This is a genomic window from Paenibacillus sp. FSL W8-0186 (assembly GCF_037969765.1).
Lineage (GTDB): Bacteria > Bacillota > Bacilli > Paenibacillales > Paenibacillaceae > Fontibacillus > Fontibacillus woosongensis.
This window is the reverse complement of sequence record NZ_CP150207.1, coordinates 4,097,843-4,120,190: the sequence shown is the minus strand read 5'-3', so window position 1 is coordinate 4,120,190 and position 22,348 is coordinate 4,097,843. Positions and strand designations below refer to the sequence as shown.

19 protein-coding genes are annotated in these 22,348 nt (G+C 52.9%); 15 read left to right on the top strand and 4 right to left on the bottom strand.

Annotated elements, in window-relative coordinates:
• The first annotated feature begins 2 nt into the window (after window positions 1-2).
• The 4 genes from MKX50_RS18405 to MKX50_RS18390 all read left to right on the top strand — a co-directional run bounded on the left by MKX50_RS18405 (window position 3) and on the right by MKX50_RS18390 (window position 4,412).
• Window positions 3-800 carry a pyruvate, water dikinase regulatory protein gene (locus tag MKX50_RS18405; protein ID WP_155610704.1) on the top strand — a complete coding sequence of 266 codons (798 nt, stop codon included), beginning with the start codon at window positions 3-5 and terminating at the stop codon, window positions 798-800.
• A 261-nt stretch (window positions 801-1,061) separates the two neighbouring features.
• Window positions 1,062-2,036, top strand: coding sequence for a class II fructose-bisphosphatase (gene glpX / locus MKX50_RS18400; protein ID WP_155610703.1), 975 nt, complete (start codon window positions 1,062-1,064; stop codon window positions 2,034-2,036).
• A gap of 298 nt (window positions 2,037-2,334) precedes the next feature.
• The gene (locus MKX50_RS18395) at window positions 2,335-3,282 is read left to right on the top strand and encodes a pectate lyase (protein ID WP_244996386.1); all 948 of its coding nucleotides are present in this window, start codon (window positions 2,335-2,337) and stop codon (window positions 3,280-3,282) included.
• 164 nt (window positions 3,283-3,446) lie between these two features.
• Window positions 3,447-4,412 carry a radical SAM protein gene (locus MKX50_RS18390; protein WP_213589686.1) on the top strand — a complete coding sequence of 322 codons (966 nt, stop codon included), beginning with the start codon at window positions 3,447-3,449 and terminating at the stop codon, window positions 4,410-4,412.
• A 675-nt stretch (window positions 4,413-5,087) separates the two neighbouring features.
• On the opposite strand, the gene MKX50_RS18385 is transcribed toward MKX50_RS18390, so the two are convergent.
• Genes MKX50_RS18385 through MKX50_RS18375 form a run of 3 tightly spaced genes read right to left on the bottom strand, consistent with a single transcriptional unit; the run spans window position 5,088 to window position 8,369 of the window.
• Window positions 5,088-6,212, bottom strand: coding sequence for an ABC transporter permease (locus MKX50_RS18385; protein WP_339157546.1), 1,125 nt, complete (start codon window positions 6,210-6,212; stop codon window positions 5,088-5,090).
• Window positions 6,172-7,206 carry an ABC transporter ATP-binding protein gene (locus MKX50_RS18380; RefSeq protein ID WP_339157545.1) on the bottom strand — a complete coding sequence of 345 codons (1,035 nt, stop codon included), beginning with the start codon at window positions 7,204-7,206 and terminating at the stop codon, window positions 6,172-6,174. The genes MKX50_RS18385 and MKX50_RS18380 overlap by 41 nt, the downstream gene beginning before the upstream one ends.
• A gap of 2 nt (window positions 7,207-7,208) precedes the next feature.
• Window positions 7,209-8,369 carry an NEW3 domain-containing protein gene (locus MKX50_RS18375; RefSeq protein WP_339157544.1) on the bottom strand — a complete coding sequence of 387 codons (1,161 nt, stop codon included), beginning with the start codon at window positions 8,367-8,369 and terminating at the stop codon, window positions 7,209-7,211.
• A gap of 229 nt (window positions 8,370-8,598) precedes the next feature.
• Between MKX50_RS18375 and MKX50_RS18370 the strand changes: the two genes are divergently transcribed.
• From MKX50_RS18370 to MKX50_RS18320, 11 genes are all read left to right on the top strand, one after another.
• Entirely contained in the window at window positions 8,599-9,213 is a 615-nt protein-coding gene (locus MKX50_RS18370; RefSeq protein WP_213589694.1) for a sigma-70 family RNA polymerase sigma factor, read from the top strand.
• On the top strand, window positions 9,188-10,051 hold the full coding sequence (locus tag MKX50_RS18365; protein ID WP_213589702.1) for an anti-sigma factor: 864 nt from the start codon (window positions 9,188-9,190) through the stop codon (window positions 10,049-10,051). The genes MKX50_RS18370 and MKX50_RS18365 overlap by 26 nt, the downstream gene beginning before the upstream one ends.
• A gap of 215 nt (window positions 10,052-10,266) precedes the next feature.
• Window positions 10,267-10,497, top strand: coding sequence for a hypothetical protein (locus MKX50_RS18360; RefSeq protein ID WP_339157543.1), 231 nt, complete (start codon window positions 10,267-10,269; stop codon window positions 10,495-10,497).
• Window positions 10,498-10,598: 101 nt separating this feature from the next.
• Entirely contained in the window at window positions 10,599-11,642 is a 1,044-nt protein-coding gene (locus MKX50_RS18355) for an NDP-sugar synthase (protein ID WP_339157542.1), read from the top strand.
• A complete protein-coding gene (locus MKX50_RS18350) occupies window positions 11,639-12,853 on the top strand; it encodes a glycosyltransferase (protein ID WP_213589708.1) in 1,215 nt (404 codons plus the stop codon). Before MKX50_RS18355 ends, MKX50_RS18350 begins: the two co-directional genes overlap by 4 nt.
• The gene (locus MKX50_RS18345; protein WP_339157541.1) at window positions 12,853-13,965 is read left to right on the top strand and encodes a glycosyl transferase; all 1,113 of its coding nucleotides are present in this window, start codon (window positions 12,853-12,855) and stop codon (window positions 13,963-13,965) included. The genes MKX50_RS18350 and MKX50_RS18345 overlap by 1 nt, the downstream gene beginning before the upstream one ends.
• A gap of 302 nt (window positions 13,966-14,267) precedes the next feature.
• Window positions 14,268-16,040, top strand: a complete 1,773-nt coding sequence (locus tag MKX50_RS18340; RefSeq protein WP_213589717.1) for a sensor histidine kinase — start codon at window positions 14,268-14,270, stop codon at window positions 16,038-16,040.
• 32 nt (window positions 16,041-16,072) lie between these two features.
• The gene (locus MKX50_RS18335) at window positions 16,073-17,647 is read left to right on the top strand and encodes a response regulator (RefSeq protein WP_055107172.1); all 1,575 of its coding nucleotides are present in this window, start codon (window positions 16,073-16,075) and stop codon (window positions 17,645-17,647) included.
• A 210-nt stretch (window positions 17,648-17,857) separates the two neighbouring features.
• Entirely contained in the window at window positions 17,858-18,778 is a 921-nt protein-coding gene (locus MKX50_RS18330) for an ABC transporter permease subunit (protein ID WP_055107173.1), read from the top strand.
• A 19-nt stretch (window positions 18,779-18,797) separates the two neighbouring features.
• On the top strand, window positions 18,798-19,742 hold the full coding sequence (locus tag MKX50_RS18325; protein ID WP_083484907.1) for a carbohydrate ABC transporter permease: 945 nt from the start codon (window positions 18,798-18,800) through the stop codon (window positions 19,740-19,742).
• 71 nt (window positions 19,743-19,813) lie between these two features.
• Window positions 19,814-21,394, top strand: coding sequence for an ABC transporter substrate-binding protein (locus MKX50_RS18320; RefSeq protein ID WP_055107174.1), 1,581 nt, complete (start codon window positions 19,814-19,816; stop codon window positions 21,392-21,394).
• A gap of 52 nt (window positions 21,395-21,446) precedes the next feature.
• On the opposite strand, the gene MKX50_RS18315 is transcribed toward MKX50_RS18320, so the two are convergent.
• The gene (locus MKX50_RS18315; RefSeq protein ID WP_339157540.1) at window positions 21,447-22,286 is read right to left on the bottom strand and encodes an AraC family transcriptional regulator; all 840 of its coding nucleotides are present in this window, start codon (window positions 22,284-22,286) and stop codon (window positions 21,447-21,449) included.
• Window positions 22,287-22,348 lie beyond the last annotated feature (62 nt).

Sequence of the window (22,348 nt, the reverse complement as noted above, 5' to 3'; positions counted from 1 at the left end):
GGATGAATCAGTCTCCAGCTCATTTTATAGCAATCTGTTCAGATTCCATCGGAGAGACTGCGGAAGCAGTTGTCCGGGCCACTCTTGAGCAATTCGAATTACCCAACACCGAGATTAAGAGATTCATGAACGTTCGCAATGAAGAAGAGTTAAGTCGGTTAATGGAGGAAGTATCTGAACGTGGAGGTTTTGTCGTATATACGTTAGTGCAGCCTGAGCTGCGGGAGGCGATGAGGGAAGAAGCCGTCCGCTTAAACGTTCGTGCTGTGGATATTATGGGGCCGATGATGCAGGCTTTTGTGGATACATTTAATGATACGCCCAAGCGTACGCCCGGCCATAAGCTCGATGAGGATTATTACCAGCGGGTGGACGCTATCGAATTTGCTGTGAATAACGACGACGGCAAAGATGTGGGCGCTATACTTAAAGCGGATATCGTCATTCTTGGCGTTTCGCGCATTTCCAAGACGCCGCTGTCCATGTTTTTGGCGCATAAGGGGAAAAAAGTCGTCAACTACCCGGTCGTACCAGAATTAACACCCCCGAGCCAGTTGAAGGAGGTCAGCAGCGATAAAATTATCGGATTAACGATTGACGCGAAGCACTTGGTCAAAATCCGCTCGGAACGGCTAAAGGCGCTGGGTTTGCCGGATGATGCCGAATATGCCTCCTTTGAGCGTGTGCAGTATGAATTGAAATATGCCCAGTCGTTGTTTGCCTCGCTGGGCTGCCAGGTGATTGACGTCACCGACAAGGCGATCGAAGAAACGGCAGGGCTCATTATGAAGCACTTATAATTTTATAGAGAAACATCGTGAATCAAAGAAGAGGAGTTTTTAACTACCTTTAAAAAATAAGTTCAAAAACTTAACTTTTCAGCACCGAGAAGGTTGCGGGAACCTGAAGAAAGAGGAGCGGAATGTAGGAGAAGCCTACATGAGCACCGGAGTTCGAAGGTGAGTGCAAAATTCGAAGCCGAGATACACCTAGTGAAGCGTCGTGATCAAAAGAGGAGTTTTTGAACTACCTTTATAAAAAATTGGGTGGAGGGAGAAAAAATGGAGCGTCACATAGCACTGGAATTAGCACGCATTACGGAAGCGGCTGCCCTTGAGGCGGCGCGCTGGACAGGTCGGGGCGATAAGAATAGCGCAGATGAGGCGGCGACGATGGCAATACGCAGCAAATTCAATTCCGTTGCTATTGACGGGACGGTAGTTATTGGCGAAGGGGAGATGGACGAAGCACCGATGTTATACATCGGTGAAAGAATCGGCAACCGCCGCGGACCGAGAGTCGACATTGCCGTCGATCCTTTGGAGGGTACGGAGACGGTTGCCAATGGGCTGAATAACGCTATCTCCGTCATCGCCGCAGCTCCCGAGGGCAGCCTGCTTCATGCTCCCGATATTTACATGGAGAAGCTGGCCGTCGGCCCAGCGCTTGCCGGACAGCTCTCGCTGGATGATCCGATCGAGACGACGCTCGCTAAAGCCTCCCGCATACTGGATAAGCCACTGGCGGATATGACGGTATCGATCCTGGACCGGGAGCGGCATTCGGTACTGATCGACGCGCTGCGCAAATCCGGAGTCCGGATCAAGCTGCTGAGCCATGGCGATGTGATGGGTGCCATTGAGGCGGCAATGGAGAAGGAAGTCGATATGTATGTAGGCTCCGGCGGAGCGCCGGAAGGAGTGCTTGCAGCAGCGGCTTTGAAATGCCTTGGCGGGGAAATGCAGGGGAGATTGCTTCCTAACGGGCTTGAGGAATACAACCGCTGCGTCCGTATGGGGCTCTCCAAGCCGGATCAGCTGCTCCGGATGGAGGACATGATCGGTCATGACAACGTCTTGTTCGTGGCTACCGGCGTCACATCAGGTGACTTCCTGCACGGGGTGCGCTACTTGCCGAAGCATAAAGCCGAGACACATTCCGTTATTATGGGTTCCGAGAATAGAACGATCAGTTACATCCAGACGACCCATCATTTCACGGAGCAATTCAATTCGGTGAGAGGGGCCGCTATCTAAACGCTAGATGCTATAGAGCAACACAAAATCGACAGGGACTATTTCTGCAGATGGCACAGTTTGTAGAATAGTCCCGTTTTTTCGGAATAATTTAAATAAATTATAGAAAAATATTAAAATTATGGTAAAATCAAATAGGAGGTGATCATGAGGACAATAAAAGGGAGAAAGGAGGTTGCAAGGCCAATCTATCGGCCCGGAAATTGAAAGCGCTTACTAGTTTTTGTGCTTACTATAATTTATAAAGGACGTGAATAGTATGAAACAAAGATTAGCTTTATTGTTGGTATTAACAGTAATGATAAGCATGTTTTCTCTTCCATCTTCCCAGGCAGCCGATCCCGGATACGTTGGATTTGCAACCATGAACGGCGGAACGACCGGCGGAGCAGGCGGTACCTCTGTTACGGTAACCACAGGGGCCGCGCTTCAAACTGCCCTCAAGAATAAAGGCAGCCAGCCGCTGACCATTTATGTGTCGGGCAAAATTACGCCGGCCAATTCCTCGGATAACAAAATCAGCATCAAAGACGTTAATGACGTCTCTATACTTGGCACAGGCGCTGGTGCTGAATTCGAGGGCATTGGCATTAAAGTGACCCGTGCGAACAATATCATTATTCGCAATCTGAAAATCCACCATGTCAATATTGGCGACAAGGACGCCATCAGCATCGAAGGCCCGGCAAATAATGTCTGGGTTGACCACAACGAATTATACGCTACCCTCAATTCCGACAAGGATTATTATGACGGTCTGATCGATGTGAAGAAAAACGCCCAATATATTACGATCTCCTACAACTATATCCATGACAGCTGGAAAACCTCGCTCATCGGCTCATCCGACAGTGACAATTACGACCGGAAAATCACGTATCACCATAACCGCTTTGAAAATATTAATTCCCGCGGTCCGCTGTTTCGCTTCGGCCAGGGCCATTTATTCAACAACTATTACAACAATATTATAGATACGGGCATCAACTCCAGAATGGGAGCCAAGCTCCGCATCGAGCATAATGTCTTTGAAAATTCCAAAGATCCAATTGTTACATTGTACAGTAAGGAGCAAGGATACTGGGACGTGAAAAATAACCTGTTCGTGAACAGCACCGGCAGTATGCCGACGACTTCGACGACCAGCTACACGCCTCCGTATAGCTATACGCTGGATGCGGTTAACACGGTGAAGAATCATGTGATTGCCAACGCAGGCGTAGGCAAGATTAACGTTGGAAAGTAAAAGGGTGGGATGTAGGACGCGTGTCCCGACAGGGACACGCGTTTTTCTTGTCTGGTTTGATCCGTTGTGATGTTCGCTTTATGCAGTAAGAAGGGTCACAGACGATGCGGAGCAATTATTTTAAGATGTAAGCTGGCCTAATTTTGCATTAAAGGAGTCCAAGCATGAAATATAAATCTTTGGAGCTGGAGAAGCCTCTGAGCTACGAATTGGAAGGGCTGGAGATCGGCATGACCTCCAATTGCAACTTTCGCTGCGACTATTGCTGCGCCTATCAGCGAAACGATGGGAACAGCATTGGCGCCAAGGAGGTGATCCCTCTGCTGGAGCAGCTGCCGTCCCTGAAGCGGGTTAGGTTGTCCGGCGGGGAGGTCACCCTGAAGTATGAGGATTGCGTCGAGGTCGTAAGCTATTGCTCGGCTCGCGGCATTCAGACTCAGCTTAATTCCAACGGCAGCCTGCTGAATGAGGAACGGATTCGGCGGCTGGCCGACGCGGGATTGACGACGATCCATATTTCCTTCAACTTTACGACGGCGGAGGAGTTCTCCCGGTATTATCATCTTCACCCTAGCGTATATCGCAAAATCAGAGATAACATTGCCATGTTTGCTTCTACCAGAGTGGACACCGTGCTGGAGACGCTGCTATTCAGCGAAACCGAGCATCATATGAAGGAAATTCACGATCATGTCTATGACATGGGGGTTCGTACGCATGAGATACAGAACAGCATCATTATGAATCACAGCGGGTGGAAGGCTATTGCGGCCCGGGATGCGTTAAAGGAGGCAGTCAACGAGCTGATTGCGCGTAGAAAAAACGGCATGACGCTGTATTTCACCTGCATGGACCGGTTTATGGAGGAGCTTGGCTTCCAGGAGCAGCCTGGCGTATATTTTCCGCACTGCATAGAAGGGAAGAAGCAGCTTCACCTGCATGGCAACGGCGATATTCTTATTTCGGAGCTGTGCCATCCCGTCGTCATTGGCAATATTTATGCAGGCGCTTCGCTGCGAGATATCTACAGCGATATGCCGGCGGCCTTGAGGGATTATCTGGACCGGGAGCCATGCCCCGCGCGCGAGGCCTTGTTTCCGTCCAGTCTCCATACGGACGAAATGATGTAGTGATAGGCGGGCCGGAGGAGGCTAACTGGAGCTACAATGTGAAGAGACTGTCCCCAGAGTAAACTTAACGACTGTTTGCCCTTGATGTGACTAAACACGCTCCACCCCCATTCCGTTGAGCATGAATCGCGGATTTCTGGTTCTAGCGAGTATGAATCGTGGATATAGCGAGCATGAATCGCGAATTTTCCGTTCTAAATGGATTTATAGTAGTTAGTTTCTGCGGCAAGGAAAGAAAAGTAGATTTAAATGATTTCATGTCGTTATAAGGAGGGAGATCGCCATCATAGGCGGGATACTTGATTTTAGGGGCATAAAATCCATCTAATCCATTGAACCATTCGTTTAGAGCATGATTAGATACATGAATTCCATTTAGTGTTCGAGTTCGCTAACTATGTTAAAGTATGTTCGTGTTACAGAGCTCTGTTAGAGTTCGATAGCTAATGATCGAGCTCGACAGCTTATATAAGCAGCCAAAGAATGGGCAGGCAAGAGAGAAATAGATTCCGCATAAATTGATTCCACAGAAACAGATTCCGCAGAAATTGATTCAGGCAGACGGATAGCCATCCAAAAGAAAGGGGCGCCCCGCGGTCATATAATGACGAGGGACAGCCCCTTTGTCGTTTGTCGGTATGCCCATTCGTTCTGTCCGGTGCTCCAGCCGGACCGTTAGGAGCGGCCGCGGATCTCCTGGCGGAGAAACAGGACATAGGAAAGGGCGAAGCAGATCAAGGTCAGCGCAATAAGGCCGGTCACCTGCGGCCAGACGAGCAAGAGGCTTTGCCCAAAGGGCAGAGGGCTGGCAATGGCGCCATAGACCTGCTCGGTCGTCAGCGGCCCCAGGTTGCGCACCGAGGGCATGAGCAGCGTGGTGGTTGCCTCATTAAACAGCGTGTAAGGCGATATTCTGCTTAGCCACAGCATCTGGTTCTGGAAGCCGACGATGTCCTCGACCGTGGCGGTTCCGGCGTTTGGCGCGATTCCTTTGGACACGATATTCAGGATCATGTCGTAGAAGAAGCTGAAGAACAGCCAGACCGAAATTCCCGACAGCGCGGAGGTAGCCGGCTGACGGAAGCGCACGGAGAAAAGGATGGACAAATTAAGCCAGAACCCGATGTAGAAAATAATGATGAAAATGAAGCTGATCATTCTTAAGAACTCCTCCAAGGTCGGGGGAATGCCTAAAATGATCGTCCCCAGCGCCATGATCAGAAAGCTGAGCATCAGGAACATCATGCTGATGACGCTAAGCGAGGCGACGAACTTCGCGTTAAGCAGCGCGTCGCGGTGCAGCGGCTGGGCCATGATCCGGCTTAAGGTGCCTTTATTGCGCTCGCTGTTGACGGCGTCGAAGCCGAGGCCAATTCCAAGGAGCGGACCCAGGAAGCCGATGAAGCTGATAAAGGACGGCAGGGTTCCGTCTGACAGCGTGAACAGCTTCAGGATCACGAATTCATTCGCCGAGCTGTCCGAATGAATGGCCTCTTGTATACTGTTCATAGCCGTATAGAGAGAGGCGATGCAGGTAAGCAGAATGATGCCGAGCAGCAGCATGAACCGCCAGCTGCGGATATGGTCGGAGATCTCCTTGCGCACCAATACGCCAAAGGGCGAGGTTCTCCAGCTTCCGGCTTCCTTGCTTCGCTCGAAGACGGAGCCGCGGCCTTCGCCTTCGCTTCTGCGGAACAGCGGCTGGCGCCGGAGCCATTCCCGCACGCTATTCGCCAGGCGGCGCAGGCTGCCCTTCAGGTCAGGCCTGCTGTGCTTCAGGTCGGCTGCTTCCTTGTTCATGCTGTTCACCCCCTTCAAAATAACGATGATAGATCTCGTCGAGCCCGTATTCCTTCCGCTGCAGGCCGAACAAGGCTACGCCGTCCTCGATGATCATCCGGGCGATCGCATCGCTGCAGTCGGTATCCGAGCCGACGATCATCCGGCTGCGGCCGGCGGACTCTGCTTCAGCCGAAGCGGCAGCAAGGTCCGTTCCGTCCCCCTCCGCCGGCTCGGCATGCCGCACGCCCGGGATGGCGCGGATCCGCTCCAGCAGTCCGTGATTCAGCGGACCGCTCTCCACGGTAATCTGCAGCGGATCATCAGCGAACAGCGACCGGGACAAGCTGGCGATATTGCCTTCGGCAAGCAGCCGGCCCCGAACGAATAGTCCGACCCGGTCGCAGATTTGCTGCACTTGATGCAGCTGATGGGAGGACAGCAGCACGGTCAAGCCCTGCTCCTCGCTCAGGCTGCGGATCAGGGCCAGCAGCTCATCCATTCCCTTGGGGTCAATCCCCAGCGTCGGTTCATCCAGGATGATGATTTCCGGCGCCTTGATCAGGACGTCGGCCAATCCGAGCCGCTGCCGCATACCGCGGGAGTATGCCCCCGTTTTTTTATGGGCGGCATGCTGCAGGCCCACGCTCTCAAGCAGCTGGTAGGCCCGTTCCTTTGCCTCCGCCTCCGGCACCTGGTTCAGCCTTGCCGTCAGCACCAGATTTTCCAGGCCGGTCCGGTCCTCATAAAAGCCGACGTCATCGGGCAAATATCCGACCTTGCGCTTGACGGGAATAGGTTCCCTGGCCGGATCGAGGCCGAGAACGTTGATGCTGCCCTCGTCAGGCTCGCTGAGCCCGAGCAGCATGAGAATTGTCGTCGATTTGCCGGCTCCGTTCGGCCCGAGCAGACCGAAGATTTCGCCGCGTTTAATCTGCAGGGACAGCTGGTCTACGGCTTTTACGCCGTTATAGCTTTTCGTCAACGCTTGAATGTCGATGACCGTCTCTGCCACGGTTATCGCCTCCCGTATTTGCGAATCAAGTAGTAGATGCCGCCGAGAATCGCAGCGATGACGAGCACTCCGATCCAGCCCCACAGCATGGAGCCCTTAACAGCGATCCGAAATTGCGCCGAGGAGCTGGATTCCGGGGAGGATGCAGTCATACCCGTGACATAGTCTCCGGCTATCGCCTTTTTGCTGGCGGTAATTTTGGCTTCTACCGTGGTGGATTGGCCGGCGGCCAGCTTGTCGACCGTTTTCGGATTGAAGCTGACTTCCCAATCGACCGGGGCGTTGGAGCTGAGATTAATGTCCGTGAGATCGGCTGTTCCGGTATTCTTGACCAGCAGATCAATCGTTTTGCTGCCGCCTGCAGTCACATCGGCACTCAGCAGACCGTTTGGCGTCGTCAGCACCAGGCCATAAGTGCCGGTTATAACGGCCTCCAGCTTCAGCTCCGAGGAGGTGGACTGGTTGGAGGCGCTGACAGGAATGCTGTACGTGCCTTCCTTGACCTGCTCCGGCGGCTGTACCTTGACCGAGATCGACTGGCTGGCGCCAGGCTCCACCTCGACGGAGGAGACCTGATTGTCTCCAGAGGTAAAGGTCACATTCCACCCCGGATCCGCCTGGGCCTGCAGAGCGTAGTTTTGTTTCTCCGCCGTCCGGTTCTGCAGCTTGAGCGAGTAGGTAAAGCTGGAATCGGAAGGTCCCTGCAGATTGGCCTGATCGGTGGTTAGCTCAGTCTGGTAGGTTCCTTTCTCCGTAATTTCTACCGTAAAGGGCAGGCGTGCCGCCGAGCCGGCCGTCAGCTCGAAGCGATAGATTCCTTTATCTATTTGTAGAGGAACCGTCACGTTCAGCGAGACGGTGCTGGATTCGCCGGGCTTGACGGACACTTCCTTCACCCGCCAGCCGCCGCTGTTCAACTCGGCTGTCCAGTCCTTGGGCAGATTGTTAAGCTCCAGCGGAACCGTTACGACGTCGGACGTGTTATTCATGACCTCGACGCTGTAATCCAAGGCTTCGCCGGGTGGGACGGAAATCGAGGTGTACGCTGAATACAGCGTGACTCCTCCGGCAGCAGATGCTGGCATTCCCCCGAGCAGGCCGGCTCCGAGAACAAGCAGGAGCAGCATGCTCACCAGTTTCATTTTCCTTCCCCACGATTTCATCGTATGAACCCTCCTTAATATTTTTGTTCATAAGAATTACGTAGGAAGCAGCCGATTTGGATTTATCGAAAGCTTAAAATTAGCTAAATATTTGCTTAAAAGCAGCTAAAAAATGATCGGGCAGGCAAAAAGCCGGAAGAAATTTGTTACAATATGCGTAAAATAACTGGCCCTAAGATAGGCCCAATATGATCCTAAGTTACAGGTTATGGTCAAGGAGGGACGGGGGATGAAGGAGAGCCCCGAATTATGGCTGGCGGAGATTGCGGAGGGATCGGTAACGGCGTTCGGCCGTTTCTACGATGCCTATGCTCCGATGGTGTACAGGTTGGCAGAGCAGTGCATGAAGAATGCTGCCGAGGCGGAGGACGTGTGTCACGATGTATTCATTGAAATTATGGATAAGGCAGGCAGCTATAATCCGGCTCGGGGCAGTGTGGAGGCCTGGCTTGCGGTACGCACGCGCAGCCGGGCCCTGGATCGGCTGCGGAAGCAGCAGCGGTGGTCTGTGGCGGAGGAATGGAGCATGGATCAGGAAGCGGATATCCTCTGGAGCAGGGGGATGGAATCCGCTGAGTATGAGGCGCTGCGCAAATGGGAGCAGGAGCAGCTGAAGCAGGCGATGCAGGCTATCCCGCCGATGCAGCGGATGGCGCTTCATGGAAGCTATATTGAGCAGCTGTCGCATCGCGAAATCGCCGAGCATATGAAGAGGCCCGTTGGAACGGTCAAGTCGTTAATCCGTTATGGCATCCGCAATTTGCGGCGCCGGCTGGACGAGATGAACCTGGGCAAGCTGGGAGGGGGAGTGGAGCCGTATGCGCAGGATAAATTGCATAAATAATCCGATGGATCCGCTTCATGACCGGGCTGAGCCCTGCGGCTTGTTTGCGGAGGAGCAGCTGGCCGATTTCGCAATGGGACGGCTGCCGGACGGAGAGAAGGCCAGGATGGAGGAGCACCGGCGGCAGTGCCGGTCCTGCGATGCGATGATTCATGAATGGACGGGGCTGCTGGGTCAGGCCGCCATCGGCATCGGACCGATCTTAAACGATTCGGAGGGCGGCGGGGAGACTCCTGCGAATTGGCAGGCCCATTTGGGCCCGCATGCACCAGTGTACTCATTGCCGCATCCGCCGCGCAGGCTGCGCCGCAGGCTGATCTTCTCATTCCGCCTGCGTTCAATTCACCGCAAATGGGCAGCGGATCGAAGCCGATATACCTTCGGCGCCATAGGCGGGCTGGCGATGATCCTCCTGCTCGGCGGCTTGTTTGCCCTTCGTCCGCAGAACTGGCCCGGCGAGCAGCAAAGCCGGATTGAACGGGATATTTCACATCAAATCCATCTGATCCAGAGCGCTGATACGGAACGGTATGCGATTGAGCCTCACCCTCCTTATTACGGGGAAGGCACGGTCTGGCTGAAGCGGAAATCCGGCGAAATGCTGATCGTTGTGGACGGGCTCCACTCGGTGGTGGAGAAGGATTATCAGATTTGGCTGCAGATGGAGGACGAGGCGAGCAGCCCGGGAATTCTTCCGGTGCAGCATCCCCAGGGGAAAACCTATTACCACGGATACGGGGCGGAGGAAGCCGAGCGGCTGATCATTAGCCTGGAGCCGAAGGGCGGCAGCAGGGTGCAGACCGGTCCCGAGGCGGTATGGGTAGAAATGAAACGGTGATAGTGTGGGAAGAAAAAGCCCTTTTAGAGGTGAATCCAATAGAATTTAAGAAATATCGCATCAAAGGATAGGAATAAGACCCGCATTTTTCGGTTAAATCGGCCAACAGGGGAATTTTTGTCCAAATTCGCCGGTTGAAATCGAGGCGGGTCTTATTTTTATAATAATATTAGCAGCCGACTTCATTGAGTGCTAATATCGAAAGGAGGATACGTATGTGGCTGACAAAAGGGGCAAGCCCGCAAAGCTGCCTGCAGCTGCCAGGCAGCGGCGCAGCAGTCGGAGCCATCGCTATATTTCAGGCGGAACATACGATGCTGTCCTGGAATATGGGATTCAAGCAGATGGCTATTCGAACGGGAAATCAGGCCAAGCGCCTGAAAAAAAGCATAAAGCGGATGCTGCGGCTTGAGGACAAGCCGGAGACAACAAAGCAAGGAAGCTGAAGATGACGTGAATTTTCACTATTATGGCAACATGATCGTTGAAAAATCGACCGCCATGATTCAGCTTTTTTAATATCGATCAAGGAAGGGTGATGTTTGTAATGAAGGCATTGCTGTTAGCGGGAGGAATGGGCAGCCGTCTGCTGCCATTAACGGGCCAATACCCGAAACCCATGGCTCCGGTTGGGAACCGGCCTTGGCTGGAGCACTTGATTACTCAGCTCCGGGACCAAGGTTTCCGTGAAATCGTCATTGCCCTCAAGCATTATCCCGAGCTGGTTCGCGGATATTTTGGCAGCGGGAGGAAGTGGGGAGTGAGCATCGACTACACGCTGGAGAAGGAGGCGCTGGGCACGGCCGGGGCGATCAAGCACGCTGAATCGAAGCTCGGCAATTCATTTATCGTTCTTAATGCCGATGTGGTGCAGGAGCTCGACCTGAAGCCGCTCGTCGATTTTCATGCCGGGCACGGGCAGGCGGTGACCATTGGGCTGACGGAGGTAGAGGATCCTTCGCAATTCGGTGTCGTTGAACTTGCTGAAGGACAGCGCATCGTCCGCTTCGTGGAGAAGCCGCGGAAGGAGGAGTCGCCGTCCCGGCTCATCAATGCGGGAATCTATGTCATGAACAAGGAGGCGCTGCAGCTTATTCCCGCCGGAAGGGAGGTTTCCATCGAGCGGGAGGTCTTTCCGAAGCTGATTCGTACGGGAATGGGCGTCTATGGTTATCAGCTTAAAGGCTATTGGCTTGATATGGGCACAAGGGCGAGATACCGCCAGGTGCATTGGGATGTGCTCGATCGAAAGCTGCCGATTCCGATTTATGGCGAGGAGATCCGTCCAGGGGTCTGGGTCGGGCGGCAGTGCAGAATTTCGCCCCGGGCCACGATCGTTCCTCCGGTGCTTATCGGGGACAAAGTGCGGATTGAGGACGGCGTAACCATTGGGCCGTATTCCGTAATCGGGAACGGCTGCATCATTAAAGAGCAGGCGGAGCTGTCCGAAACGATTCTATGGGAAGGCTGCCGCGTCGAGTCCGGGGCGCAGCTTCATCAATGCGTCTTCGGCACGGGCGCGGAGGCTGGCCCGAATTATGCGCTCTATGAAGCCGTCGTTAATCGGATGAAGGAGGCGGTGTCGTTATGACGAAAATCGCTTTTATCGGTACTTATATTCCCCAACGCTGCGGCATTGCCACATATACTCATCATTTGCGCCAGAGCATCCGGGGGGCGAGAGGATGGCGGGGCATCGATCCGGTCATTGCCCTGCGGACGAGCGAGGCTACAGGACTAGAGACAGCTCCCGGCATCTGGGAGCTCGACAAGCATGACCGAACCGCTTATATCCGGGCGGCCGACCGGCTGAACCGCAGCGAGGTGGCTGTAGTATCGCTCCAGCATGAGTTCGGGATATTCGGCGGAGAAGCCGGAGGATATGTGCTGGATCTTGCCGAGCGCTTGGAAAAGCCACTGGCCGTGACTTTCCATACGGTCTTCGAGCAGCCGGAGGAGCCTTACCGCAGCGTGCAGGAGCGTCTGGCGAAGCGAGCCGATATGATCATGGTCATGAACCGCAGGGCGGTAGATTTCCTGCACAGCGCCTTCCGGATCCCCCGGGAGAAAATCCAGGTCGTCCCCCATGGCACACCGGAGCCGGCTCCTGGCAAGCGGATATCGTACCGCCGCAAAATGGGCTGGAACGGGCGGAAGGTCGTGATGACCTTCGGGCTGCTCGGCCGGGGTAAGGGATTGGAGACGGTCATACATGCGCTGGACAAAGTAGCCCGCGAGGTGCCGGACGTCCTGTACGCGATCGTCGGACAGACGCATCCCGAGGTGAAGAAGCAGGAAGGAGAGGCCTATCGCGAGGAGCTGCAAGCGATGGTTCAGCAGCGCGGGCTGGAGGACCATGTAACGATGATCGACCGTTACGTGGAGGAGGATGAACTGGTTGGCCTGCTGTCGGCCTGCGATCTCTACGTGACGCCTTATCCCGGGCTGCAGCAAATCACGAGCGGCACGCTGGCCTATGCCGTAGGATTGGGGCGGCCGGTGCTGAGCACCCCTTACGTATATGCGGAGGAGCTCCTGGGAAGCTATCCGGAGCTGCTGCTTGCGCCCGGCGACGCCGGGCAGTGGGCCGAGCGGATGTGCAAGCTTCTCGGTAGCGAGGAGGAACGGCTGGAGCTTGAGCGCAGCATGATGAACATCGCCCGTGCCATGCACTGGCCAAAAGTCGGCAAGCTGCACCTGAGCTTGTTCGGCCAGCTCGCCGCCAAGGCAAAGGCTGGCGCAGCCGCCTCCAGCCTTAAGCAGGATCGGCGGGAATTGGCTCCGAAGGTTGTGGAAGCGTAATGACAGCCACGATAAGCAGAAGGCTTCCCGGGCTGGCCCATCTTCAGCGACTGACCGACGATACGGGGATTACAGAGCACGCACTCGGGAAAATTCCCCGGCGGAAAGAGGGCTACAGCACGGATGACCAGGCCCGCGCGCTCTGGGCCAGCCTGGAGCTTCTGGAATTGTCCGGCGAGCAGGATCGCCCGCTGCTCTTGACGCTAATCGATACTTATTTGGCGTTTATGTTGTGGGTGCAGAAGGAGGACGGCCATTATCATAACAATATTGCTTATGATCGCTCGAAGGAGCCGGAAGTCCCTTCGGAGGACTGCCTGGGCCGGTGCCTGTGGGCGTCCGCTCTGGCTTACTGCCGCCTGGAGGATCCCGGCAGGCGGCTGGCTGCAGAAACATTGCTCGCCCATTCACTCCCGCTGGTCTCCACGCTGCGGAAGCCCCGGGGATGGGCTCACGCGTTGGCAGCGCTGGGCCTGCTCAAAAGACATGGTTACCACGATGGTCGAATCCATGGCGGAGCAGCAGCTTATGCATTTTCAGCAGAGCTGGCGGACTCCGCGATCCAGGAGCTGACGCGCCGCCTTAAGCAAAGTTACCGCAGCCATGCGGCGGCGGATTGGCAGTGGTATGAGGCCGAGATGACTTACAGCAACGGGCTTCTGCCTTGGGGGATGCTGTGGGCCTATGAATCGACCGGTGACAGGGAAGCGCTCGACATCGCCTTGAGCAGCCTCGACTTCCTCATCCTGCGCAGCCGCAGCCCTAAGGAACATCATATTCGTCCGATCGGCAACAGGGGCTGGTGCTCGCGGCATTCCCGGGCCTTATGGGATCAGCAGCCGATCGATGTCATGAAGCTGATGCTGGCCTGCACCAAGGCGGGCGAACTGACGGGCGAAATTCGTTACCGTGAGACGGCACGGGCTTGCCATGCCTGGTTCTACGGCGACAACGATGCCGGGGTGCCTCTTGCTGATCACGAAGAGGGCAGCTGCTGCGACGGTCTGCAGGAGTGCGGGGTGAATTTGAACCGGGGTGCAGAATCGACCATCTCCTATTTGCTGGCTGAGGTTATGTATGAGGGGCATTTGGCAAACGAGAAACAGCCATAGGAAAATAAGTTAAAGAGAACAATGAACATAGAAGCAGTGGAAGAGGGTAAGAGAAAAGTAGATAGTCATAGAGAAATAACATCGTAGCTGATGAAGATATTAGTCGGAGCAGCATGGACAGCAAGGCAGCGGCCAAGCCTGTCCATGCTGCTTTTTTATTGATAGTTTGGCTGGCGTACAATTAATAACAGGAAAAATCCTGGCCTATCCAGTAAATATACAAAGATTGATATACATATCTGGGCGATCTGTTACGATAAGATAAATATCCAACATCATCGTTTAAAAGGGGAGTCATAGCGATGCCTAACTTGAAAAAGCGTTACGTGCCTTTTACATATAAAATGATGATCCCTTACTTGCTCCTAGTGCTGCTGACGGATGTGCTCATTGGATATATCTCTTATACGATGCTGACGCAGTCGCGGACAGAGATGGCGGAGACGAATATCCGTACCGGGATGGAGCAGGCCAGATACAATATTCAGTACCAAATGGATGAAATCCAGCGCATGTCGGATACACTGTTCGGCAGCGTGGCTTTTCAAAGAGCGCTGCAGAAAAAGGGAGAGCCGCTGGACATTTATTTGACGATGAAGGATGAGATCATCCCGCAAATCGTGTCGCCGCTGCAGCTGTTCGGCAACAACATCCGCTTCATGCTCTACACGCCCAATAGCGACATGATCATAATCAATGGCGATAATTTGGAAGAACCGATCAAGCAAAGTGATTATTATATCCTGCCTTTGCGGGACATCGAGGCAACCGACTGGTATCAGCTGTACAAAAATTCGGAGCGCAACAATCTTTGGGTCCAAATCGATACGGATAAAAAACTGGACCATATTTCCCACATCCGCAAGCTCGTATCATACAGCGACTACGGGGCAATCATCGGCTATGTGCGGATTACTGTGCCTCTCGACGCTTTGTTCGGCAATTTAGCTACTTTTCCGGTAGAAGAAGGGATCACAGTCCGGTTAATCCATCAGCTGACAGGAGAGCGGGTGTACCAGCGCGGCCCTGCGGAATTAGCCGAACAAGCTGAACTGGGGGAACAGACAGGAGGCAGCGATGCCTATCTTCGTCTTCATGAGCCTATCTCAGGGACTGATTTTGCTATCGAAACGCTTGTTCCGAAGGCATATTTGACGAAAGATGCTGGAAAGCTGCAGCGGGTGATTCTTGGGGTGTGCGCAATCAGCTTTATCGGGATGACCTTAATTGGATTCATGGTAGCCAGGCTTAACGGACGAAAAATGACCCGGATCGTCATGCTTGTCCGTTCTTTTCAGGAAGGAAATTTTCAGAAGCGCATCCGCTTTTCGGGAAATGACGAGTTCGTGCAGATTGCCGAAGCTTTCAACATGATGGCGATGAATATCCAGGAGCTGATCGATAGCGTGTATTTGCAAGGGATTCAGAAGAAGCAGGCCGAACTGGAAGCGCTGCAGGCACAGATCAATCCCCATTTTCTCTATAACACATTGTCAACGATCAATAGTTTGGCGAACCTGGGGGAGATCGGCAAGGTCACGGAGATGGTCCAGGGTCTCTCCCGCTTTTACCGGTTAACACTGAATCAAGGAAATGTACATATTCATTTGGGAAAAGAGTTGGAGCAGGTCGAGACGTACCTGGAAATTCAGCGCGTCAAGTACGCCGACGCATTTACTGTGCAGGTCGATGTCGAATCTGAGATACTGGACTATCAGGTCATCAAGCTGATTTTGCAGCCCTTCGTCGAGAACGTATTCAAGCATGCCTGGTTCGGAGAAACGATCGCGATTCGGATTACGGGCCGTCGCATAAACAATGACGTCGAACTGAAGATCATCGACAACGGGGTAGGTATGCGTTCCGAGCAGGTCAGGCTGCTTATGACGGGGCCCAGCCAAACCGGAGGCTATGGGGTAAGAAATGTGGATGAACGAATCAAGCTCAGGTACGGCGAAGCCTACGGTGTTCAAATCGCTAGTATTTACGGCGGGGGGACGACGGTGCGGCTTCTCCTGCCGGCCGGTCACGGTGATGCTGCCGATACGCCCGAATTGCCAAATATGCCGTATTAACGATAATACTTCTTAGAGAGGAGTCGCAAAAGATGAGCGTAAATGTATTGCTGGTAGACGATGAGGCCGTCGATTTGGAGTGGCTGCGCCGCAGAGTCCTGGCAAGCGGACTGGACATCCATGTCGCCGGAACGGCCAACAGCGGTTTTCTGGCTTTGAAAGTGATGGAGGAGCAGCGCATCGACCTGATCCTGTCGGATATCCGGATGCCGATCATGTCGGGAACAGAGTTTGCACGTAAAGCCAAAGTGATTAACCCCGAGGTTAAGGTCGTGTTCATTAGCGGCCACGAGGATTTCAATTATGCCCGGGAAGCAATAGAAATCAACGCGTGTGATTATTTGTTGAAGCCGGTAGAAGACAAGGAGCTGTATGATCTGCTTAGCAAGCTTTGCGCAGAGGTGGAGGAAGAGAAGGAACAGGCGCGTTCTTACTCCGAGACGTTATCGCTGGTTAGCGAGGAGCTGCTGCTGAGGTGGCTGGAACACGACGATCCCGGTTTTCCCGAGCCGCATCTGCAGAGCATTCTCCACCCGCTACTGTCATCTGGCTGCGCCGCCGCGTTCATCGAAATCGATGACTTGGAGTGGAAGCTGCGGGATTTATCCGAGGATGTTCGCCGGGTGGAGACGCGCACCATTATTCAGCGGATTAAATCGCTGGCGATGGGTACGGAGCTTGGCGCCCTAACAATAGCTAGACAGACTAGGCTGATTGTTTTGTCGGCATTACCCGAGGACCTGTTCGTAAAGCGGCTCAATGAGCTTATTCAAGAAGTCGCACAGACTACTTCTTATACAGTTACTGTAGGCGTAGGGAAATATACAAATGACGCCCAAGGCCTGCATGAATCCTTTCAGCAGGCCCAAGCCTCGCTAAGCGCGAAATGGCTGCTCGGCAAGAACCGTCTCCTGCGCGATCCGATGGAGCCGGCGAGGCAGGGAGCTCCCGGCACGCCGATTGACGGCACCATTTCCGCCATGCTGAATGCCATTATGGACTATGATCTGGTCGTCATCGATGACTGTTTGCTTGATCTGCTGCTCTACAAGGACATGCCGCTGGCCAGCAAGAAGGAGGTGTACGAGCTCATTATTCGCATCACATCAAGCCTGCATGCCGAATTGCTGCAGCGCAGCGAGAATTTGTACGAGCTCTTGGAGTGGGAATCACATCAGCCCGATGTGCTGTTTCAGTTCGAGACGGTGCATGACGTTGTATCCTGGCTGAGACGGAGGTTCTTCGAGCTGTCGGAGAAGCTGTACGTGAAGCGGCAGCGGCAGAAGCGCAAGCTGATCGACGAAATCATGGGCTATGTCGAGGAACATTTGGAGAAGAAGATCACTTTGAAGGAAGTGGCGGCGCATTTTGATTTCACGCCGAACTACCTGGGTCATCTGTTTAAGGAAGAGACAGGCATGCTGTTTAGCGAATATTTGAACGAATGCAAGATGAACCGGGTCTGCCAGCTTCTGCGCGATCCGACCCTTAAGGTGTATGAGGTGGCCGAATTGATGGGCTACAAAAACATTATTTATTTCAACCGGCAATTTAAAGCGAGCATGGGAATGACGCCCGGGGAGTATAGAAAAAAGAACAAGATCTAGCTTTGGAAAGAAAGCGAATAGTTGAATGCAAGCTGCCCTCGGCAATTGGCCGGGGGCTTTTTAAGATGACAGAATTTTTGTATTTTCGGTGAATCGGTGAATTAGTATTAGTTTTTGTTGTTTGCCTGAATCCTCACGCGGGAACCGCCTCCTTATAATGAAAAGTAAGGACATTAGAGAGAATACTGAGATTTCGAGAGGGGAGTAGACATGAAAAATCAGGGCTTTTTCAGCGATCTAAAGAAATACAGAGCATTGCTGCTGATGCTCACCCCCGCTGTATTGTTTTTCCTGCTGTTTGCCTATGTACCTATGGCCGGCATCGTTCTTGCCTTTAAGCAGTTCAACTATCAAGGGGGCATATTCGGAAGCCCATGGAACGGATTGGAGAACTTTCGATTTTTCATGGAATCGGGCGACGCTTGGCGTGTAACCCGCAATACGGCACTATATAATATTGCGTTCATCATCGTCAATAATCTACTGCAAATAGTTACGGCAATCCTGCTGTTTGAGGTAGCCGGTAAATGGTTCCGTAAGGTAACCCAGACGGTGCTGTTCCTGCCGTACTTCATTTCCTGGGTCGTGGTTGGGGCTATCGCTTACAACTTGTTTAACTACGACGTCGGTACACTGAACGTAATGCTAAGATCAATTGGTCTCGGGCCTATCGACATTTATAACACAGCTGCTTATTGGCCGCTGATTCTTATCGTAGTGTCAGCATGGAAGGCACTGGGCTACGGCTCCATTATGTATCTGGCGGCGATTACGAGCATCGATACGGAAATGTACGAGGCGGCGGAAATTGACGGGGCGAATATTTTTCAGCGAATTTTGAAAATAACCGTACCGAATCTCATGCCTACCGTCATTATCTTGTTCCTGCTGGCCATCGGCAATATTTTCCGCGGAGACTTCGGCATGTTCTACAATATGGTCGGCAATAACGGACTGCTCTTCTCGTCCACGGACGTCATCGACACCTATGTGTTCCGTTCGTTAACGACATCCAATGAAATCGGCATGTCTGCGGCGGCAGGGTTCTACCAATCCATCCTGGGATTCGCGACGATTCTGCTGGCCAACTATGCGGTGCGCAAATACGACAAGGATCGCGCCTTGTTCTAAAAAGGGAGGCTTGATGCAAATGAGTGCGACAACAGCAAATCCCGGCCGTTTCGATCCGGAAATCCGTGCCGGGAAAGGCAAGGGGAAATCTTCGGACCGTCTGCTGCTCGCGATTATCGGATATACGTTACTCACTATTTTAGCGCTATTTTGTATCTTTCCGTTCATACTGATTATCTCTTCCTCGTTCACTGAGGAAAGCTCGATTATCGAGCATGGGTTCACAATCATCCCGACCCAATTTTCCTTGGAAGCCTACAGCATATTGTTCAAGTATCCTGCGGATATGCTCAAAGCTTACGGGGTTACGATCAGCGTGACTTTGATCGGAACGGCTGTCGGATTATTCCTGACTTCGATGACAGCTTATGTGCTGTCCAGAAAAGATTTCAAATGGCGCAACCACTTTTCCTTCTTCTTCTTTTTTACGACCTTATTCAGCGGCGGGCTTGTTCCGTGGTATTTGATGATCGTCAACTACCTGCAGCTGAAGGACACATTGGTCGTGCTGATTGTGCCGATGCTCATGAACGTGTTCTATATTATCGTCATGAAGTCATTCATGAGCAGTATTCCAGAGGCGATCACAGAATCGGCAAAAATCGACGGGGCCAGCGATTTCCTGATTTTCCTGAAGCTCATTATTCCGCTGTCCAAGCCGGCGCTGGCAACGATCGGCCTGTTTATCGCCCTGGCTTACTGGAACGACTGGTATCATGCCCTGCTCTTTATTTCAAAATCCGATCTAATGCCGCTTCAGTACTATCTTTATAGGCTGTTAGGCAATATGGACGGCATGCGGAAGGCGATGATGGAATCGGGGGCGGCAATCAATCTTGAAATCCCGACAGAGAGCTTAAAGATGGCAATGACCATCGTTGCGACCGGTCCAATTCTGATCGCTTACCCGTTCATTCAACGCTTCTTCGTGCAAGGGCTGACGATCGGGGCCGTTAAAGGGTGACCTCAGGGAAACCTGGTTATCAATATATAGCTGTACTCTTGATTACATTAATTGATTGGGGGAAACATGCCATGAAACAGACTAAAAAGACGGTAACACTTCTGCTGACGGTTTTTCTGGTGCTGGCAACGCTGTTAAGCGCTTGCGGCGGAGGGAAGAATGCGGCAGAGAATGGCGGGTCCGCGAACGCAGGACAAGGAAATAGCGGAGCAAACAGCACAGAATCTACAGATACGATCGATATATCCAAGGAAGTCAAACTGAAAATGCTTCTAGTCGGCGGCAAGCCGGTGGACTACGAAGAGGTTTTTGGCGAGCTGAACAAGCTGTTGAAGGAGAAAATCAACGCTACGGTAGAAGCGGAATTCCTCGACTGGTCCGACTGGACGCAGAAATATCCGCTGAAGTTCGCAGCGAACGAGGACTTCGACATCGCTTATACGGCAAACTGGGCATTTTACAATGATCAGGCGATCCGCGGCGGCTTCCTAGAGCTGACGGAGGAAATGCTTGCGAAATACACGCCGAAAACGTGGGAGGCGCTGCCAGCGGCTGCGTGGGATCAGGCAAAGGTATCCGGCAAAGTATACATGGTACCGCAAAACAGTAACGAGGTTGTAGACAAAGTGGTATTGATCCGCGAGGATCTGCGCAAGAAATATAATCTTGAGCCGGTAAACAGCCCGGAGACGTATGCCGCATATCTTAAAACGATTGCAGCCAACGAAAAAGGAATGAATGCATTCGGTGCCAAACCGGGCGACGGCTGGAAATGGCATGAGCTTGACGAGGTGCTGCTGGAGCAGCAAAACAACTGGAAGGTTGTTGATCCGAACGTGCCGTTTGCATTCAAAATGGACGATCCGTCCGGAAAGGTGTTTAACGTTTATGATACGCCTGAATTTACGGAGCTGTTGAAATATTATAAAGATCTCGTGGATAACGGAGTATGGTCGAAAAACGTCATCAGCTATAAAAATGACGTATGGCAGGACATGAAGGCCGGCAAGTTTGCATCCCGTGCGCAGAACCTGGGTACGCTTGCGTTCAACGTGGCAGAACAGCGCCGGGATAAGCCGGAATATGAGATGGCGGTCGTCGACTTGACACCGGACAAGATGAAATCCGCGGCGGTCTCGACTCAGAACGGCATGGCGATTCATGCTACCTCCAAAAACCCGGAGCGTGCGCTGATGCTGATCGATTTGCTGCAAAATGACAAGGAAATTCACGATTTAACGATGTACGGCATTGTCGGCAAGCACTATGAGCCAGTGGGCGATGACCAATTTACGCCGGGTCCGAGCTCTACGAACTACACCGGCTTCTCGAACTGGGGATGGAACTCCCTGCTGAACCGTACGGATACGACGTATCCGAAGGAAGCTGACGAAATGCTCAATCAGTGGCAGGAGCATGTATACCATTACCCTCTCGAAACTTTCGTGTTTGATGACAGCAAGGTGAAGAACGAAGTATCGAACCTGGGGAACGTGATGCTGCGCTATGCGATTCCATTGGAATACGGCCTAATCCAGGATATCGAAAAAGGCCAAGCCGATCTGATCAAGCAGCTGCAGGCGGCAGGCATCGATAAAGTAGGCGCTGAGATGCAAAGCCAAGTTGATGCATTCCTGGCAGCGCAGAAATAAAAGGTTCAAGGCTGTCCCAAACGCCTGTTTGGGACAGCTTTTTAAATGAATTTTACGATTTGTCTTTGTATTTTTTGGGTGTCAGGCCGTAGGTACGTTTGAACATGCGGATAAAATAGCTCGTTTCCATGCCGAGCTTCTCGGCCACGCTCTCCACTGTTATGTCGGGGTTCTCTTGAAGGAGCTGGGTCGCCCGGCGCATCCGCAGCTGCAAAATGTACTGCTGGGGCGTCATGCCGTAGCTGGTCACAAACAAACGGTGAAAGTGCTGGGGGGAATAGCCAGCGGCCCTGGCTACGTTCGTCAGCAGCAGCTTTTCGTTGTAGTGGTCGTGGATGAGCTTTACTGCGGCTTGCAGAGCAGGCTGCGGGCTGCTGGAAGCAGTAACGCCCTTCAACGATTTTTTGTCACTGGTCTGCCCTTCAAGCAATGAGATGGTCATGCCGTAAATGCGTTTGGAGGCTTCCCAGTACGATTGCTCCCCGTTCAGGCTGATGAGGTGCCATAGCGACTCAAGCTGGCTCCAGAGCAGCTCGAAGTTGGGCACCTGCAGGGCCGACAGCATCAATTCGTGCATTTGCTCCAGCAGCGGCTTGGCCGCATGGCCGTCGAAAGCGACGAAGCCCAAATCCCAATTTTCCGTAGATTCGTAAGGGAAATAAGCGTGCGGGAGATTGGCTGGCAGAAGCAGCGCGGTACCGGGAGTCAACAAAATATCGGCACGGCCTGGGATGCGGAAGATCCCTTGACCGCTGCGGGACAGGAACAGCTGATGGGCAGGGTAGCCATCGGGCCGCTCGAGGTGCTTCTGTTCATGGCTGCCGACGCAATAAACGTACAGCGGGAGTATTTGCTCCAAATTGGTGAATTCCGCAAGCAGGAAAGGCATCATGGCTTTGAGTGACCTCCAAATCAAAAATAGTCCAATGTTAAGATAAGACGATTATTAGTTGT

Bases quoted from the DNA above. Each gene is read 5' to 3' on its own strand.
- MKX50_RS18405 (WP_155610704.1), top strand. From the start codon at position 3: ATGAATCAGTCTCCAGCTCATTTTATAGCAATCTGTTCAGATTCCATC.
- glpX (WP_155610703.1), top strand. From the start codon at position 1,062: ATGGAGCGTCACATAGCACTGGAATTAGCACGCATTACGGAAGCGGCT.
- MKX50_RS18395 (WP_244996386.1), top strand. From the start codon at position 2,335: ATGATAAGCATGTTTTCTCTTCCATCTTCCCAGGCAGCCGATCCCGGA.
- MKX50_RS18390 (WP_213589686.1), top strand. From the start codon at position 3,447: ATGAAATATAAATCTTTGGAGCTGGAGAAGCCTCTGAGCTACGAATTG.
- MKX50_RS18385 (WP_339157546.1), bottom strand. From the start codon at position 6,212: ATGAACAAGGAAGCAGCCGACCTGAAGCACAGCAGGCCTGACCTGAAG.
- MKX50_RS18375 (WP_339157544.1), bottom strand. From the start codon at position 8,369: ATGAAATCGTGGGGAAGGAAAATGAAACTGGTGAGCATGCTGCTCCTG.
- MKX50_RS18370 (WP_213589694.1), top strand. From the start codon at position 8,599: ATGAAGGAGAGCCCCGAATTATGGCTGGCGGAGATTGCGGAGGGATCG.
- MKX50_RS18365 (WP_213589702.1), top strand. From the start codon at position 9,188: ATGCGCAGGATAAATTGCATAAATAATCCGATGGATCCGCTTCATGAC.
- MKX50_RS18360 (WP_339157543.1), top strand. From the start codon at position 10,267: ATGTGGCTGACAAAAGGGGCAAGCCCGCAAAGCTGCCTGCAGCTGCCA.
- MKX50_RS18355 (WP_339157542.1), top strand. From the start codon at position 10,599: ATGAAGGCATTGCTGTTAGCGGGAGGAATGGGCAGCCGTCTGCTGCCA.
- MKX50_RS18350 (WP_213589708.1), top strand. From the start codon at position 11,639: ATGACGAAAATCGCTTTTATCGGTACTTATATTCCCCAACGCTGCGGC.
- MKX50_RS18345 (WP_339157541.1), top strand. From the start codon at position 12,853: ATGACAGCCACGATAAGCAGAAGGCTTCCCGGGCTGGCCCATCTTCAG.
- MKX50_RS18340 (WP_213589717.1), top strand. From the start codon at position 14,268: ATGCCTAACTTGAAAAAGCGTTACGTGCCTTTTACATATAAAATGATG.
- MKX50_RS18335 (WP_055107172.1), top strand. From the start codon at position 16,073: ATGAGCGTAAATGTATTGCTGGTAGACGATGAGGCCGTCGATTTGGAG.
- MKX50_RS18330 (WP_055107173.1), top strand. From the start codon at position 17,858: ATGAAAAATCAGGGCTTTTTCAGCGATCTAAAGAAATACAGAGCATTG.
- MKX50_RS18325 (WP_083484907.1), top strand. From the start codon at position 18,798: ATGAGTGCGACAACAGCAAATCCCGGCCGTTTCGATCCGGAAATCCGT.
- MKX50_RS18320 (WP_055107174.1), top strand. From the start codon at position 19,814: ATGAAACAGACTAAAAAGACGGTAACACTTCTGCTGACGGTTTTTCTG.
- MKX50_RS18315 (WP_339157540.1), bottom strand. From the start codon at position 22,286: ATGATGCCTTTCCTGCTTGCGGAATTCACCAATTTGGAGCAAATACTC.